At 58.4% G+C, this 14,267-nt stretch carries 14 protein-coding genes; all 14 read left to right on the plus strand.

The window, feature by feature from the left end:
• Nucleotides 1-114 precede the first annotated feature (114 nt).
• Entirely contained in the window at nt 115-1,344 is a 1,230-nt protein-coding gene (locus tag MRBLMR1_RS24520; protein ID WP_500066806.1) for a DUF7146 domain-containing protein, read from the plus strand.
• Between the two features lie 9 nt (nt 1,345-1,353).
• On the plus strand, nt 1,354-3,183 hold the full coding sequence (locus MRBLMR1_RS24525) for a DNA primase family protein (protein WP_500066808.1): 1,830 nt from the start codon (nt 1,354-1,356) through the stop codon (nt 3,181-3,183).
• 311 nt (nt 3,184-3,494) lie between these two features.
• Entirely contained in the window at nt 3,495-4,298 is an 804-nt protein-coding gene (locus tag MRBLMR1_RS24530; protein WP_500066810.1) for a hypothetical protein, read from the plus strand.
• 125 nt (nt 4,299-4,423) lie between these two features.
• On the plus strand, nt 4,424-5,002 hold the full coding sequence (locus tag MRBLMR1_RS24535; RefSeq protein ID WP_500066812.1) for a hypothetical protein: 579 nt from the start codon (nt 4,424-4,426) through the stop codon (nt 5,000-5,002).
• 222 nt (nt 5,003-5,224) lie between these two features.
• Nucleotides 5,225-5,848 (plus strand): hypothetical protein, encoded by a 624-nt coding sequence (locus MRBLMR1_RS24540; protein ID WP_500066814.1) that lies wholly within the window; start codon nt 5,225-5,227, stop codon nt 5,846-5,848.
• Entirely contained in the window at nt 5,845-7,977 is a 2,133-nt protein-coding gene (locus MRBLMR1_RS24545; protein WP_500066816.1) for a terminase gpA endonuclease subunit, read from the plus strand. Before MRBLMR1_RS24540 ends, MRBLMR1_RS24545 begins: the two co-directional genes overlap by 4 nt.
• The gene (locus tag MRBLMR1_RS24550) at nt 7,974-9,614 is read left to right on the plus strand and encodes a phage portal protein (RefSeq protein ID WP_500066818.1); all 1,641 of its coding nucleotides are present in this window, start codon (nt 7,974-7,976) and stop codon (nt 9,612-9,614) included. Before MRBLMR1_RS24545 ends, MRBLMR1_RS24550 begins: the two co-directional genes overlap by 4 nt.
• Nucleotides 9,614-9,877: a hypothetical protein gene (locus MRBLMR1_RS24555; RefSeq protein WP_500066820.1), complete on the plus strand. Its 264-nt coding sequence runs from the start codon at nt 9,614-9,616 to the stop codon at nt 9,875-9,877. Before MRBLMR1_RS24550 ends, MRBLMR1_RS24555 begins: the two co-directional genes overlap by 1 nt.
• A 10-nt stretch (nt 9,878-9,887) precedes the next feature.
• On the plus strand, nt 9,888-10,937 hold the full coding sequence (locus MRBLMR1_RS24560) for a head maturation protease, ClpP-related (protein WP_500066822.1): 1,050 nt from the start codon (nt 9,888-9,890) through the stop codon (nt 10,935-10,937).
• A gap of 15 nt (nt 10,938-10,952) precedes the next feature.
• Nucleotides 10,953-11,324: a head decoration protein gene (locus tag MRBLMR1_RS24565; RefSeq protein WP_500066824.1), complete on the plus strand. Its 372-nt coding sequence runs from the start codon at nt 10,953-10,955 to the stop codon at nt 11,322-11,324.
• A 14-nt stretch (nt 11,325-11,338) separates the two neighbouring features.
• Nucleotides 11,339-12,367 (plus strand): major capsid protein, encoded by a 1,029-nt coding sequence (locus MRBLMR1_RS24570; RefSeq protein ID WP_500066826.1) that lies wholly within the window; start codon nt 11,339-11,341, stop codon nt 12,365-12,367.
• Nucleotides 12,368-12,396: 29 nt separating this feature from the next.
• A complete protein-coding gene (locus MRBLMR1_RS24575; RefSeq protein WP_500066828.1) occupies nt 12,397-12,612 on the plus strand; it encodes a hypothetical protein in 216 nt (71 codons plus the stop codon).
• Nucleotides 12,613-13,177: 565 nt separating this feature from the next.
• A complete protein-coding gene (locus MRBLMR1_RS24580) occupies nt 13,178-13,750 on the plus strand; it encodes a hypothetical protein (protein ID WP_500066830.1) in 573 nt (190 codons plus the stop codon).
• Entirely contained in the window at nt 13,728-14,264 is a 537-nt protein-coding gene (locus MRBLMR1_RS24585) for a phage baseplate assembly protein V (RefSeq protein ID WP_500066831.1), read from the plus strand. The genes MRBLMR1_RS24580 and MRBLMR1_RS24585 overlap by 23 nt, the downstream gene beginning before the upstream one ends.
• Nucleotides 14,265-14,267 lie beyond the last annotated feature (3 nt).

A 14,267-nucleotide genomic window follows, 5' to 3' on the forward strand; every position in this document is an offset into this window, starting at 1 on the left:
ATGCCCGAAGCAACTCTGCTTTTGCGGTTCCAATCGCAGCCTCTTCGCCCGCATGTTCGGCTGGGTGATCAAAGGCCAGCGATTTTATTGCGCGGCCTGCGGCGAGGAAGTTCGATGAGCGAGGTTGTTTCCGACTTCATCAAGCGAGCATCACTGGTCTCGGTCAAGAGCGCTGCGAAAACCCTTGGCCTGAAGCTGCCGAAGATACTCGATGCCGGCATGCCGTGCCCGCGCTGCGGCGGCAAAGACCGTTTTGCGGTCAACCCCACCAAGGGCGTGTGGAATTGCCGGAATTGCGGTGGCGGCAAAAACGGCCTGGGGCTTGTCGCGCATGTGCGGGGCTTTGACCTGCATGACCGTGCGGAACTGCTGGAGGCGTCCGCCCTTCTGCTGAATGAAAGCATACCGGATGATGCCGCCGGCGAAACCGATGAGAAGCGGGCAGCGCGCGAGGCGCGGATGACGGCGGCGCTGGAAGCGGCCGAGCGCGACCGTGAAAAGGAAGAGCGGGACCAAAACGCTTTTCGCGAGCGTGCCGTGATGAAGGCACGGGGCATTTATTTCAATGCAAGTGAGGCTCCTGCTGACGGCGATCATGACCTGAGAGAGTATCTACGCCGCCGGACCGGCTATCGCATGCCGGACGCGATGTTTTCCAATATCCGCTTCAATCCCAGACTGACCTATTGGAGCGACAAGCAGGACGATCGTGGTCACCAGACCGAGATATATGTGGGTTATGCCATGGTTGCTCCTTTCATCAATCTTGAAGGTCAGGTGACCGGTTGTCACCAGACCTGGATCGATTTGCGCTGCAGCCCGAAGTTCCGGCCAGATCTCGGCAAGGACGAGAAGGGTGTCGCTTATCCGACAAAGAAGATGCGCGGCACCAAGGTTGGATCGCTCATTCCGGTGCTTGGCGACCTCGCGGCCGCACGCTGGGTCGGTGCTGAAGGAATCGAGAACGTGGCAGCGATGGCAGGCTTCGAGGGGTTCCGCGAGGATACGTTCTATTTCGCCGGCGGCGATCTCGGCAATCTTTCCGGCAAGGCCGAAAAGATGATCGCGCATCCTGATCAGGTGAAGCCTGACCGCAATGGCCGTCCACGGCGCGTCATGGTGCCGGGGCCTGTTCCTAAGGCAGGAGATGTCGATGCGGTGGCGATACCGGGCCATGTCGACGCCCTCGTTCTGCTCGCCGATGGCGACAGCGATTTCTTTTTTACGGCCAATGCCATGGCGCGCGCAAAGGCCCGGGCGACGCGCGACGGTCGCTCGATCGGCATCTGGTGGCCGCCGCCAGGTGCCGACTGGGCGGGATTTTTTGCAGGACAACGGGGATAGAGACTTACAGTGCAGCAGACATTATCGACAGAAATGCCCGACGGGCTGAAGCAGATCATGCAGGAAGCTATGCTTCAGCGTGGCCTTGATGACCCCGAAACCCCACCCTCGCACGACGATGACGGCTCAACTGTCGACGACGGGAATGTTCAGCCGCCAGATGGTGAGGAAGCCAAGCAGATCCTCGAATTCTGCGCCGGTCTCGACCATTCCGACACGGACAATGGCAAGCGATTGCTGAAGCATTTCGGTCAGGATCTGCTTGTGGTTTCTCAGGAAAAGGCGAAAGCAGCTCTCTTCGCCGTCTGGACCGGCACTCATTGGGATATCAGCAATGGTGGGCCGAAGGCGCTGGCGATCGCTCAGCAACTCGGCGACCGGATCATGCTTGAGCGGCTGTACATTAAGCCGACCAAGGACGAGCAGTCGCATATTGATGCCGGAAAGCTTGCGGCGGAAGCCGATGAACGTGGCGAGGAGATCGATGTCGCCAAGCGCCGGCTGATCGCCGCACGGGAAAAGGCGCTGGAAGCCTTCGGCAAACGCGTGAAGCGCCGCCTGGACCATGGCGTGTCCTCGAAGAACATCGCTCGAATGAATGCGGCGCTCGCTTGTGCCGCGCCGCATGTGATCCGGTCGCCGGATGATTTCAATTCGGACCGGATGAAGTTTGCCACAGGCAATGCAACGCTGTCATTCGAGCGGAAGATGGAGCGACGGGATAACCCGAAATTTGTAAGCCGGGAGGAGACACCGAACGTACCGGAAACCATAGATATCTGCGTGGAAGCAAACCTGAAAGCCTCTCGCGGCCACAAACGTGCAGACCTGATCACGCATGTCGCGCCGGTGGATTACAATCCTCGTGCAAAATGCCCGCGCTGGCTTCGCTTTCTCGAAAACATGCTGCCGGACAAGGATGTCCGCCGCTTGGTGCAGGTGTCGTCAGGCCTCGGCCTGGTCGGGATCACGGTGCAATATCTGTTCTTCCACTATGGTGATGGTGCCAACGGCAAATCCGTCTACATGGAGACGATCTGCAGGATCCTCGGCGAGGTGGCCGTGACGCTTCCGGCAACCAGTCTTATAGGCGAGAGCGGATCATCAGGTGGGGCCTCACCGGACCTTGCCCGGTTGCTCGGACGGCGGCTGTTACGCGTGAAGGAGCTTCCTGAAGGCGAGGACCTGAAAGAGAACCTTGTCAAGGAGCTGACCGGCGGCGAGACGATCACGGCGCGCGACCTTTTCGCAGGATACATGGATTTCGATCCGATCTTCGTCGTCATGATGAGCGGAAACGGCTATCCCAAGATCACCGGGAATGACGATGGTATTTGGCGACGCATGGCGGTCATTCATTGGCCCGTGAAAGTTCCGGTCGAGGAGAGGCGCGAATTCGAGGACATGATCGGCTATTTCCGCGAGGAATATCCCGGCATCCTCAACTGGTTGATCGAGGGAGTTAAGATCTACCTCAAAGAAGGGTTAGTCATTCCTGATGCTGTGCGCAGCGCCACTCAGGATTATCGTGACGACATGGACCGAACGTCGGCTTTCGTTGCTCGATGTATTGTGCGCGACGAAAACGCGGAGCCGTTACAGGCAAAATACCTCTATTCCGCTTATTGCCGCTTTACCGAGGACGAGGGCGGCAAGCCGATCAACGTGACGGTCTTCGGGCGCGCGATGGGCAAGAAGTTCAAGAAGGACACCAGCCAGCGTCTGCACTTCTACAACGGCATCCGCCTGCGAGATGTGCCTGATGCGTCCGGACAAGCGGCAGAGCCGCCTGCGGGCCGCTTTGCGTCCGATGAGCCGTTTCCTGATGACTTCCCGTGATCCCCGCAACCCCACCCGCTATCGCCGCGGGCCTCTGAACTGGCGAGAATTTTGCGACAGTTGCGATAGTTTTAGCGGCAGTTTTGCGACAGTTGGGGTGGGGTTTGGGGTGAATGAAATCAATGACTTGCGATAGTTGCGATAGTTTTCGCGCGCTATATGCATGAAAAAAGCGGGGGAAGGGGGATTAAAAAATCCCTCATGTAATAGGGAAAACTATCGCAACTATCGAAGTGACTGAAAACATTAATAAAAACTATCGCAACAACTATCGCAGAACTATCGCAAACTATCGCTGAATGGGGATTGTCATGAAAAAGTCGATTGAAGAGCTTTTGAACTGGGCCTTCACGCAGGAACTGCCAAAGGTCGGCGTTGAGGAAGCTCTGGGCCAAGGGTTCAGCAGCGCCTGGAGCATGATGTCTGAGGCTGCCATTCTCGGCCAGATCGTGGACCGGTCGCCGAACTGCTACGGCGTTGTTCCTGATTTCGTCATGACGACCGCGCCTCACCATGATGCGCTTGTCGTCGGTGAGGCCGTGCAGGAGCTTGCTGCGCGAGGGAACTTCGATATCCCGGCTGGCTGGAACCCGTTTCTGGATTGGGCCGGCGAGTTCGATGAGATCGGACAGGCGCTCTTGGCGGCAGAGGCGGATATCGCGGCTGATTTGTTCCGGGCGGTTAGTTCTCAGGGCCGGTATGTCGTGACATTGGTCACTCGGCATGCTGTCCTTGGCCGTGGTCCTAATTTCACCGGTGAGATGCCTGTGGTTACGACGCAGATGCGCCGGGGAAAGCCAGCTTGGTTCGTGAAGCAGAAGCGGAAGGACAGTCTCAATCGCGTCTACGAGTTTGAAGCTGACGGTTATGATCGCAAGAAGGGCAGGCCTATGCCCGGAGCTTACCGGAAATTCGAGATGGATCGTGTCGTGACCGGCGTCGCACAGGCTCGTTTAGACTGGCAGCTATGGCAGGATGCGCTGTTCTCGCTCTCTGAAGCACTCCCGGCGCAACTCAAGCGCTTCGAGTTGCAGCCCTTCCGCCCGGATAGGCAGCCATGGGTGAGGCAGAGAAAAATGCATGCGGATTTGCAAGCCTTTGAAAACGTTTCGTGAAATCTTCGGTCGACCCTCTTGCGTTGCGGCAGTTGATTGACGTATCTTAACCACACTGAAAAAGGTTCAAAATCGACCCGCTGGCGGAAACGCACGGCGGGTTTTGCATTTCTGGGATTTGCGTGATGGCTGCAGGCATGGACCTTGTCGTCACATGGGATGATGTTCGCGGTATTAGGCGTTTTGAGCGCCAACTGCGCGATCTCAATGAAAAGTTTCCCAAGGCCTTGCCTCGGCTGATGAACCAGGTGGGTGACAGGGCGCGAACGAAAGTTGTCCGCGAACTCACCAATGCCACAGGCCTGGAGCGCGCGGTTATCCGTAGGGCAGTCCAGACGAAGCGAGCCTTCACCGGTGAGCTGGCCTATGATCTTCGATCGAGAGGCGGGAACGTCAGGCTGAAATATCTCCAGCCGAGAGAGACCGAGGCGGGCGTCGTGGCAAAGCCTTTCGGTAAGCGAACGCTCTATCCCGGCGCTTTCATGCGCGGTGGGGTATTCCCGAACCGGAAGAACGTGCCAGCATTCAACGGCCACGTCATGTTCCGCAATCGCAGTAGCGGCAGGCATTACACCTTTGCACGATCCGGTGTGTTCATTCCCGCCGAGATGATCAAAGGGATGACGGCTCAGGCTTTCCAGGGCGAAGTCAGAACGACGCTGCCGCAGAGGATTGAAGCGCTGGCTGCCAAGCTGTTGAGCTGAAGGCATGCGAGCGGGTAGGCGAGGTCAGCCAACGCTGCGCCGTCGCCCTCGACCCTCCGACCCCTCGACCCCGAGGGTAGGGGTACCCCCCCATTCAGGGACCGTACCCCCGGTTTTCGACCGGAACGGAAGCGCGCGACTGCGGGATTTTACCAGTGTGCCTCTTCGCAAGCGGTACACGAATACACGTGCTGACGCACACGATGCACGGGACCTTGCACGATGGACGAGGAATGGATTTCGATCACGGAAGCCGCGTCCCGGTTGACGAATGCCGGTGACCGTGTCGATCGGTCGACGCTGTCCCGATACCTGAAGCAGCATGCCGAAGCATTGCCGCTGAAGCCTGACGGGAAATCGAACCTTGTCGACTTCGTCGCACTAGTCGCTCACCGTGGTGAGAACATCAGGATCAGGACCACGGCTCCCACCGTCACAGTCGCCTCGTCTACCTCTCGCGGCACATCTCCCGCAGGACGGTTTGCCGGATCTCAGTCGGATGGCACTGCTCGTAAGGCGCAGGCGGACGCTGAGATGCGCGAGATGGATCTTGCGGAACGCCGCAAGGAGCTGACGCCATACGCAGAGGTTGACCAGGCGGGCCGCGATGCTGTTGCCATGATGCAAAGCGCATTCGAACGGGCGGTCGAGAACGAGGCGCAAACGCTCTCGCTCAAATACGGGTGGGAAGAGCGGGTCATTCGCTTGGCCCTGAAGAATTTCTCGAAGGCTGGACTGGCCGTTTTCAATCGGTTGGTCCTAGAAAAACTGGATGCCATGCGCCGGCAGGACGATGCCGGTGACGACGATCCGACACACGAAGAGCAATCATCGCTGCTGCAATGACCATCCACGACACGCGACTGCGTTTCCCGCATCTGCCGAACGGTGCGATGGCGCTCCTGCGCGGCATGGCCGTCGCCAGTCGGCCCGCCGAAGACCTTACGATCAGCGAGCACGCTGACCGTTATCGCAAGGTCTCGGCAGAATCTGGATCGCCATGGCCGGGTGATTTCTTCACCGATCGCGTCCCGTATTTGCGGGAGCCGCAGGACTGCCTGCATCCGGATCATCCGGCGCGGCGTGTTACCTGCCGTTGGGCGGCTCAGCTCGGTAAGTCGACGATGGTGGAAAACTGGTTTTGCTTCATCGTTGATCAGGCACCTGGATCAATGATGATCATCCTCCCGACACTGGACGAGGCGACGAAGTTCAACCGGGTCAAGTTGCAGCCGACGATCGACGCCTCACCGAGGATCGAGCATAAGGTCAAGCCGGTGTCGAGCCGCGATGAACAGGGATCGACCACGGCGTTCAAGCGATACGCTGGTGGCTTCTGCCAAATCGTCAATGCCGGTTCCTCCAAAGGCCTGCAGATGGTGTCGATCAAGTACCTCGCAATGGACGAGGTGACCGGCTACCCGAAAGATGTCGATGGTCGCGGCTCACCTCGCGATCAGGCACGCGCTCGACAGAAGATGTACGGTGATCTTGCCAAGGAATGGCAGGGATCGACGCCGGGCATGGCTGGCGAATGTGCGATCTCGGATGATTTTGAGAGCGGTGACCAGCGGTTCTTTTATGTGCCGTGCCCGCACTGCGATACGTTTCAGGCCTTCGACTTCGACAATATGCGAGGTCCGGACGCCGAGGCCGGCCTGCCGGTTCACATGCGGTGCATGTCTTGCGACGGTGTCATCCTCGATGGCCACAAGCCGGAGATGCAGCGTCGGGCGAAATGGATAGCCAGGCGTGTTCATGAAGGGGCGGATCCTGTACCGCTCGCCATTCCGGCGGCAGAAATCGACACTTGGTATTGCCGTCCAAAAGAGGGCAGGTGCCGCGATTGGGAGCCGAGTTACGATCTATGGGCTGCTTACGCGCCCCGCGAAAAGTGGTCTGAGATTTGGCAGAGGTGGATTGACGCCGAGGGGGACACGACAAAGGAACGAACGTTCTTCCAACAGGATCTGGCGCGGCCATACGATCCGGCTGGCGTTACCGTCGAATGGGAAAAGATCGTCGAGGCTGCAAAACTTGGGCAGGTTCCGTCTGGCGTCGTGCCATCCTGGGCGGCGCTGTTGGTGTCAGCTGCAGACGTTCAGGGTTACGGCATCAAGTGGGTCACGTATGCGATCGGCCCACGCGACCAGATACAGCTCGTCGATCGAGAGGTGTTTGAGGGCGCTCCCGACAAGGATGACGAACCGTGGATTGCCCTTTCCGACGCGTTGTCCCGGACATACCCGACCGAGAGCGGCCACCGCGAAAAGGGGATCGACCTTTCGGGCGTAGACTCTGGTTGGGCAACCGACCGCGTTTACCGGTTCTGTTCCGGTCGCGCCAATGTCTATGCGCTCGATGGTCGAGAGCCTGTCGGTTTGCCTTGGCTCGGGACACCCGTGAAAAGGGATATCAAAGACCAGCGCAAGCGCGTGGTGTCGAAGGTTCTGCTTTACCCAGTCGGTCTTTACGACGTGAAGACGGCTGTGACTGCCGCCATGGCCAATTTGGTGCAGGGTCGATCGAAGGAAAACGATCAGTGGCCTCGCAACACGATCCACCTTCCTCCCGATCTTTGCGATCAGGAATTCGCCATGGAGTTGACGGGCGAAAAGCTGGTTGACGCCGAGGAGGAGGCGAGGGCGAGCATCAATCGTCGCGCCCGGCGAATGATCAAGCCCAAGGCCGGCAAGAAGTGGATGAAGATTATAGGTCGCAAGAACGACTGGTTTGACGCCACCGTTTATGCCTTTGCGCTCGCCTGGCACCTGCAGAACAAACGCCGTTTGACCTCAGACCGGTGGGCTGACCTCGTCCGTGATCTGCATGGTGACAATCAACCGCCGGCCGATCTCTTCGAGGTTGCAGAGCAAAACCCGTTCGTGAAGCCGCCACCCTCACCGACAGTGCGGAGGGATGGCACTGACCAGCCGAAACCTCGGCCCCGCAAAAAGTGGAACGCCTATCAATGAGCGCTATCGCCCGGTTCATCGACCGCTTTCGCGGCAAGCAGCAGGCGCGCCACGGCAAAGCCGTGATGCGCTATCTGCGAGGTGATAGAGCCGGCATACTTGGCATGCGGCGGGCGATTACCCGTGATGCGAAACTCGATGTCAGGGAATCTGCAGAACGCGCTTCGGCTCTCGCTACCGATTTTCTGCAAAACTCCGGCTGGATTGCTGGTGTGGTGCAGCAAATCCTCTGCGACACGATCGGCGAGGAGTTGAAGCTCAATTGCCGCGCAAAGCTTCTTAAGTTTGGTTACAGCGAAGAGGAAGCATCCGCTTGGTGCCGCAATGTCGAAGAAGAATGGCGGCGCTGGGCATGGAACCCGAAGGAATGCGACCTTGCTGGCAAGGCGACCATTGCCGAGATGGTCGACGCAATCGTTCGATCAGACCTTGTTACCGGTGAAGGGTTTGGCGTTCTCGACAACTTGCCCCTGAGTGAGCAGCGCAGGCTGGGAATTGAGACCGGGACAAAGGTGTCCCTGATCGCCTCGCATCGCTGCCCGCGCAAGTCCAACGAATTTGAAGGACTGGAGCAAGGTATCTTCCATGATGCATATGGTCGGGCGCTGAAGTATCGTTTCAGGGTACGAAACGCTGGCATCGAGGAAGACCGTGATATCGACGCGGCCGATGTGATCCACGTCATGGACCGTGGTGAAAACCTCAATAGCCCAAGAGGAATTTCGGTTCTTGCACCTGCCTTGAAGGTCATCGCACAGTCCGATCAACTTGCAGACGCAACACTGGCAACCGCGCTGATGCAAACGATATTTGCTGCCACGATCAAGAGCCCGGAACCGAGCGCTGACGCTTTTCAGGCTATAGAGCAGTTGAGTGAAATGCCTGCTCCAGCGGGATATGAAGGTGATACGGAGGGATGGGGGGCCTTTATCGGCGGCCTTCAGCAGGACCTTCTCGATGTATGGGATATGCGCATCAATGCCTTGAAGGACAAAGGCATTTCGATGGCAGATTCTGCACGCATCAATCATCTTGGTCCAGGCGAAGAATTTCAGATGCACACGGCCGCGACGCCGGGGTCGCAATATCTGCCGTTCTTCCAGAACCTACTTCGCGAAGTGGCCCGTTGCCTGGGCGTCACCTTCGAAAGCCTATCAATGGATCACAGCAATGCCACCTATTCGTCGGTGCGCATGGCCGTCGCCAGCATCTGGCCTATCGTACTTCGTCGCCGAATGCGCATTGCTGCACCTTTTATGCAGGGTGTGTTTGAGCGCTGGTTGGAGGAAATGATTTTCCGCAAGAGAATCGCTTTCAAGGGCGGTTACGTCGCATTCCAGCGTGATCGCGAGAGCGTCTTCCAGGCTGAATGGCAGGGGCCAGCTGCGCCATCAGCTGATGACTACAAAACTGCGATGGCGGACAAGATCGAACTGGAGCTTGGCATATCGAGCTTCTTCGATGTCTGTGCGCGTCGCGGCAAAAACGGCGAAGAGCAGATCGCGCAGCTCGGCCGTGAGAAAAAGATGTTCGACAACGCGAATGTCCCTGCACCCTTCGGGCGCACCCAAGGTGGTGGCGGACCGCAGGGCGCAGCCGTCGAAGGTAACAGAGATCCCGCGAAGGAGGCTGCGTGATGGCAGACGAGCTTTCGATTGATCCTATTGCCGTGGATTGGTGTGCAAGAGCCATTAAGCTTCGCAAGGTGGAAGAGGCTCTGTTGTCTGGCGAGATGGTCACCGAAGCACGCTTCGGTGAGGATATGAGCAGATATACCAATGCTAGCCTTGTCGAAGTGCAGCGTGCGCTGAACGAAGCAATCCGAAACTGCCAGATATCCCGCGGAGAAAAACCGGCGCGCATTCGCTTTGCCGCTCGCGGGATTATGCGCCCTTACTGAGGTCTCCATTATGGCTGCAATACTTGAAGACGGAAAGCTTCGGCTTTCCGGCTATGTCGGCGACTATTACTTCGAGGACGGATTTACCTCGTCTGATGTTGTGCTCGCTCTTGCGCAGATTGATGATGATGCCGATCTCGACGTTCACATCAATTCAGGCGGCGGCGTCGCTTCAGAGGGCGCTGCGATCCATGCTCTCCTCTCGGCACGAACCGGGACCACCAATGTTGTTGTCGAAGGCATTGCAGCTTCCGCCGCATCGTTGATCGCCATGGCGGGCGAGACCGTCACCATGTCAGCTGGTGCGGTCATGATGATCCATGATCCAAGTGGCTACACCTTCGGCACTTCCAGCGATCACAGCAAGAGCATCGAGGCGCTCGAAGCTTTGGCGACCGCCTATGCTCGAGTCTATGCCGCCAAATCCGGAAATACACCTGATCAATGCCGGGCGATCATGAAAGCCGAGCGTTGGTTCACGCCTGAACAGGCGGTCGAAGAGGGCTTTGCTGACGACACAACGGAGGACAAGGCCGTTCCGGTCGCGGCCTTCGATTATCGCGCCTACGCGCATGCGCCGAAGCGACTGACCGCGTTGGCTGCTCGCAAGAACTGGCGTCTCCCAGACGCAGAAAACCGCACGGCCCCGGCCGCTGCATCCCACCGACCACCGACCATGGAGAAAAATATGTCTGGTCAAAATAACGGCGGGGATGACACCGCCGACATCGAGAAGGCCAAGGCCGAAGCCGGAAAGTCCGCCGTCGCTGCCTATCAGGGTCGCCGCAAGGCGGTCATGGCGCTGGATGAGGCCAAGGGGCGTGAGGCGCTCGCTGAGCATCTCATCGACGAGACGGAGATGACCGTCGAGACCATCAAGGCCACCCTGGCGGTCGCGCCGAAAGCTTCTGCTGCAGAGCCCGGCGACGACGAGCCTGAGTTCCAGCCGCTGCGCCGAATGAATGCTCAGGGGATGAATGGCGCTGGCAACGATAAGCCGAAAAAGGGCGATCGTTCAGTCCTTTCCGCTTCCGTCGAACGCGCCAACAAGCGTCGCTAACTGGAGACCTGACACATGCCGACACTTACTCAGGGGCTTCGCCCCACTGGTCATTACCTCGTCTCCGAAGCAAACGGATACCGGTCACGCGATACCGGCCTCATCGCAACGGGAAGCGGAAAATGCGAAGCCGGCCTCGTGCTCGGCCGTATCACCGCCAGCAAAAAGTTAGTCCCGATTGCGCCGGCCGCGTCTGATGGTTCTCAAAACGCCGCTGCCATTCTCTTTGAGGCCTGTGATGCAACAGCCGCAGATGTGCGGCGCACTATCACCTCGCGCGATGCTGAAGTGCAGGCTGCCGTTCTGGTCTGGCCTGCCGGCGTCACCGATGTCCAGAAAACCGCCGCGCTTGCCCAGCTTGCTGCGCTCGGCATTGCAGCCCGCTAAGGAGGGGCAATTCTATGGCAATTGTTGCTGACATTTTCAACCAGAACGCCTGGGGTGTCATCGAGGTGCAGGAGGAGATCGTCGAACGCGTCGATTTCAAGCCGCAGCTTCTCGGCACCCTTGGTCTGTTTTCGCCGATCTACTCGCGTTCGCGCACCATTGCCATCGTCGACCGTAACGGATCTCGGATGCTTATTCCGACCTCCCCGAACGGCGCCCCGCCGGAAGAGCTCATTCCGAAGGGTGCCAAGGTCAGGACGATGGAGGCTGTACGTCTCGCCAAGGGGTCCACGATTTACGCAATCGAACTGGCCGGCATTCTTGCTTTGCCGTTCGATGAGCAGACGGTCGAGGTATCTGACGAGGTCACCAATCGCACCGGTGACATCAAAGAAGATATGGAGCTGACCTGGGAAAACATGCGTTTCGGCGCTATCCAGGGCAAAGTCATGGACGCCGACGGTACGACGGTGCTGGTGGACTGGTACAGTTTCTGGGGTATCGCCGAGCCGGCCGAAATCAACTTCGCCCTCAATGTCGAAACGACAGACGTGCGCAAGAAGTGCCGTGACGTCAAGCGGGCGATGAAAAAGGCGGCGAAGGGCGTTTGGGCCCCCAACGCTCGCGTGGGCGCGCTCGTCGGGGACGAATTTTTCGATATGCTGGTCAATCACCCGCAGATCAAAGAAACCAAACTCGGCACGGAGCGGGCGCCTGTTCTCGAGAACATCGAGGGATATTCCTCGATCGAGGTGGAAGGCATCACGTTCATCAACCATCAGGGTACCGATGATGGCACGACGATCGCCATCGGTAGCCAGAAAGCTCGTTTTTTCCCGATCGGTGTTCGCAATGCCTTCCAGGTTGGTTGGGCGCCGGCAAGCGAGTTCAAGCCTTATCTCAACAAGCGCGGTCAGGAATTCTATGGATTGGTGCTTACCGATCCTTCGGGCCGCGACGAGTGGGATCGTGTTGAACTGTACAGCTATCCGCTGTTCATTTGCACGCGGCCCGAGATGCTACTGCGCGCCAAGTCGCAGTAACGCAAATCCCAACAAGCGAGGGAACGGACATGCCCCTGAAGACAGTGACCGAGGCCGGGTTCTATGGCGGCAAGTTTCTCAAGCCTGGTCAGACCTACGGGTCCGACGAGGTGGAAGAAAAGAAACTCGACCGCATGAACAAGGACGAGCTTCTCGCCGAAGCCACCGCCCGGAATGTCGAAGTCGATCCAAGCAAGACGAAGGCGGAGATCATCTTTGCCATCGAAGCTGCAGGCGATTCCTGATGCCGGTAGCCGCACGGTTTCACGAGCTTCGAAATAGGGTGGTCGCCACCGTCGACGACAAGCTCGCCGAGCCCGTGCGGCTATCACCCATGAAAGGTGGTGGCCCTGATGCGGATCGGCCTCAGACCACCATCGACGCCATTCTCCGGACTGGTGCCAGCAAAGGCGGCAGTCTTGAAGGTGGGCGAAGCCGGTCATGGAGGAGTAGCCTCACGGCCGGTACTGCCGAGTTGCATATAGACCGGGTCAAGTATCCGAACGTTGTCTTGCGAAAGGGCGATGCAGTGAGGGCGACGAGCCGCGCCGGAGAACCTGCATTCGAGGTCCTCGCGGTGGACGATCGAAACCACGTCCGCCTCATCATAGCTTTGGGTGAAAAATGAGCATCGTCAGGATTGCCGTCCGAATTGCTGCGATCGAGGCTATCCGCGGGCGCACCTTGTTCGGCGATAACGTCCTGGACAGCGAGATCGGCACGCTCCAGGTCGACGCTGATGGAAATCTTCGCACAGACGAGGATGCTCCTTTCATCAGCGTTTATACCGATGCGGCGACGACGCGGGATATGGACATATCGCTGCGCGGTTTCGCGGTGAACGGCGCGACCGAAATCTTGTTTGAGGCGGGGGTAACCGCCGCGATGACAGATACTGATCCAGACACCGATGCTTCGGTGCTGATCGGCGTCGGGGTTCCGGCCACGGACCGCTCTTTCGAGTTTAGTCTCGACATGGTGACACGCCAGATCGGCGATATCCTTGTTGATAAGGACAACGAGTGGGCAGAGATTTTCCGCCTCCTCATCCAGCGTTTCGAAAAAATCGAGCATGCCAGGACTGGCGGGACCGATCAGGGTGTCCGCCTGGCTGGTCGGCAAATGAAGGTTACGGCGTTGCTGGTAAACGACCCGGTTGCTGGCGAGGCGTTGAAGCCCACGTCGGCCATGGCGCGCTTCTTTGCCAAGGCGGACGAGCTGATCGACCCGACGATGATCAAATACATCGCTGCGATGAAATCCCAGATCAACCCTGATCCTGCAGCTTGGGGAACGCCCTCGCGTCGCTACGGTCTTACGAAGGATGAGGGGTCGGCCATGCTGGTCGATGATTTCAAAAATGATACCGAAGTTTCTGCCTGAACAGATTGCCGATATCTATCATCGGATTGCCGAGATTGAGCGTCGTGGCCGCAACCGAAGGCGCACAGGGACTGTGGCCGAGATCGACCATGAGAAGGGTCTCTATCGGGTCAGGCTCTCGGAACAAGGGCAAACGCCTTTTCTTACCGGCTGGATCAAGCCCCGGCAGTTGGGGGCGGGACAAGTCAAGATCGACGTGCTTCTCTCGAAGGATGAGCAGGTCGATGTCGTGTCGGAAAGCGGCGACCTGACCGATGCTCAGATCGATTTGAGCACCTACTCCGACAAGAACCCTCGCACCAATTCGAGCGCGCCTTTCTCTGTCAAGATCGGGGGCACGGTTTTCGAGATGAGCGGCGATGAGATCACGCTGAAGTCCGGACGCCTTAAGATCGATGGCGACGTCGAGATTACCGGCGCGATCCTTACCCACAACGACAGAAATATCGGTGCTGATCATCAACACACCGGCGTCGAGAGCGGCGGTTCGCTCACCGGTCCACCAAAAGGCTGAAGA

Origin of the sequence: Neorhizobium sp. LMR1-1-1.1, assembly GCF_040675795.1 — a bacterium.
Classification (GTDB): Bacteria; Pseudomonadota; Alphaproteobacteria; order Rhizobiales; family Rhizobiaceae; genus Neorhizobium; species Neorhizobium cellulosilyticum.